Raw genomic sequence first — 2111 nt, forward strand, 5'->3', positions numbered from 1 at the left:
CCACGCTCTTTTCACTGCGCACTGTCGCAGGCACGACGGACATGATCTGTCACCGCAGCGTGTGGCGCAAAATCTTGTCGCTCCGCGATGCCTTCTCTCGGTCCTGAAGCCTACGGTCTTCAGGCCGCTCCGTTCAGCAAGATTTTTAATCACGCCATTCCCGATCGAATAAAACCTTCGTTCTGATTCTTTCCCAAAATCCAATGCGGAAGGGTGTTGTCTTGCCTGATGCTATCAGGAATGCTCGCCAGCTCGTTAACGACGGAATACGGCGACAGCTATTCGGCCTCGCCCTTACATGGGGACCGACGACGTTGGCGACTCGATGATATTTACGCAGATTCAAAAGTCACTAAATGGGGTTTTAAGCTCCTGATGCTATAAGAAAAACAACCACTATTTAAAGAGGGTTTCAGGGGCTTACTATCTGTGCCGGTTCAATATGAAAAGGAGTTTTAAAAATGCCAATACCCGCTTATATGTGGCTTAAAGACGACGGCGGACCTACGCTGGTATCGGATTAATGATGCCGGACGGGAGGAAGCCTATTTTATTATCACGATAGAGGGCGTGAAAATCACCGGTGTGAATCCGGGGATGCCTAACGTTAAAATGGCTGGTAACTCGCAGATCAACCATATGGAGTCAGTTTCCATGATGTACGAGAAAATCACCTGGCGGTATGTTGATGGGAACGTTCAGTACACGGACGAATGGAACGTGCGCAGCTGAATAGTAAAAGTGCGCCTAAAAGCGCACTTTCTTAGAGATGGCAAGCAAGATTATTTTATAGCTAAAAATAGCGGCAATCAGTGTTAACCCGACGTCCGCAAAAAACCACAGGTTGTCAAAATTATCCTGACTTGAGGCACCGTACAACCAGTCAGAGAAATGCGATGTCGTTTCATAGCTAATGAATTTTGAAGCATCAATAAACTTTGCGAAAAGACAAAACAAAATAAAGAACAGTAAAGTCTTCGCGCCGATGACGTAAAGTTTACGGGCAAGTGCTGCCATTATGAATCACCTCAATGAAGCCACGCGCCAGTAAACTTTTCATACAGGGAACCTCAACCGGTGCTGCACGTAACAGAGCATTTCTTATTAATGCGTAATTAGAGTTGTGAGGAACGGTGATGCAGCCCTCTGAAAGTGTTCCCGGATGCAGTCGAAAATTGCCTCTGTTAACGGCATTTATCCACGTGTAATCATCTATGGCAAAATCATCCCGATAAAGTGCGAACCATTCAGAATGCTTAAACTCGGCTCCTTTAAACGCTTCGTTCCAAAGATCTTTCGATGCCGCTATTTTTTTGACCAGAAGCCGCCCTCACCACGCTGGACAACCCAATAACGACCAGCGGGTATCGGCCCTTCTTTTGGGATCGCGCCACAGCCGCCTCGGTTTCGGTACGCACCATTGCCAGAAAAGGCCATAAAAGTGCCCAAACCTGGAAACGACAACGGAGAGTAATCAGCGTTATTGATAATAAACTTTCCTTGTAGTGCCATAACATCCTCGTTAATTGATTTAAAACCTCTCAAATTATAGGGTTTATTGTTTACAGGCGGAAATGATTAAAAATTAGCAATTATTTCACCCGTTTTTAAAAAGTGCCTGAGGGGCGTTTTAAGCGAGCGGAAAGCCGATCGGCCTTATGGCTGACTTGGTGAACCCTCCAGGGACGAAGCCTTCAGTGCTAGATCCTTTCATGGGGAGCGTCTCAACAGCATTGCCTGTTTTAAGACGGGGGGAACTTTTACCGGAATTGAATTGACAGTTAAAATTGGATCAATGAGGCGATCCAATTTTACGAGACAAACTGTCATGAAATGTTTGGCGCGCTACACCCGGTCTAAACAGTAAGGCCGGGATGGGGTTTTAATGGTATCTCCGAGCTGACCCTTTTTTTTGCGCCTCCGCTAACTCATTGATTTCAAATGCTCAATAAACCTCTCAGAAAAAGAGGGTATTTATCCCCAAACAGGGATAATCTTTTGCACTTCAAAGCGTAACCCTGAAAACCCAACGGTTCACTGCCGTACAGGCAGCTTAGAAATTCTGTCATGAATCATGATTTCTCTATGATTCGTTCACTGCCGTACAGGCA

Annotated in this window: 1 protein-coding gene and 2 pseudogenes; 1 reads left to right on the forward strand and 2 read right to left on the reverse strand. The window is 45.9% G+C overall.

Annotated features, from left to right (window positions below):
* Positions 1-495 precede the first annotated feature (495 nt).
* A pseudogene (tssD, locus tag UC15_RS25545) lies at positions 496-732 on the forward strand (type VI secretion system tube protein TssD); the annotation flags it as partial.
* A 15-nt stretch (positions 733-747) separates the two neighbouring features.
* Here the strand turns inward: tssD and UC15_RS25550 are convergent.
* The gene (locus UC15_RS25550; protein ID WP_112292031.1) at positions 748-1017 is read right to left on the reverse strand and encodes a hypothetical protein; all 270 of its coding nucleotides are present in this window, start codon (positions 1015-1017) and stop codon (positions 748-750) included.
* Positions 998-1512, reverse strand: a pseudogene (locus UC15_RS25555) (DUF2778 domain-containing protein). Before UC15_RS25555 ends, UC15_RS25550 begins: the two are co-directional and overlap by 20 nt.
* Positions 1513-2111: the final 599 nt, after the last annotated feature.

Source organism: Rahnella sp. AN3-3W3 (genome assembly GCF_003263545.1).
Lineage (GTDB): Bacteria > Pseudomonadota > Gammaproteobacteria > Enterobacterales > Enterobacteriaceae > Rahnella > Rahnella variigena.

Coding starts and splice junctions, on each gene's coding strand:
- UC15_RS25550 (WP_112292031.1), bottom strand. CDS start 1,017: ATGGCAGCACTTGCCCGTAAACTTTACGTCATCGGCGCGAAGACTTTA.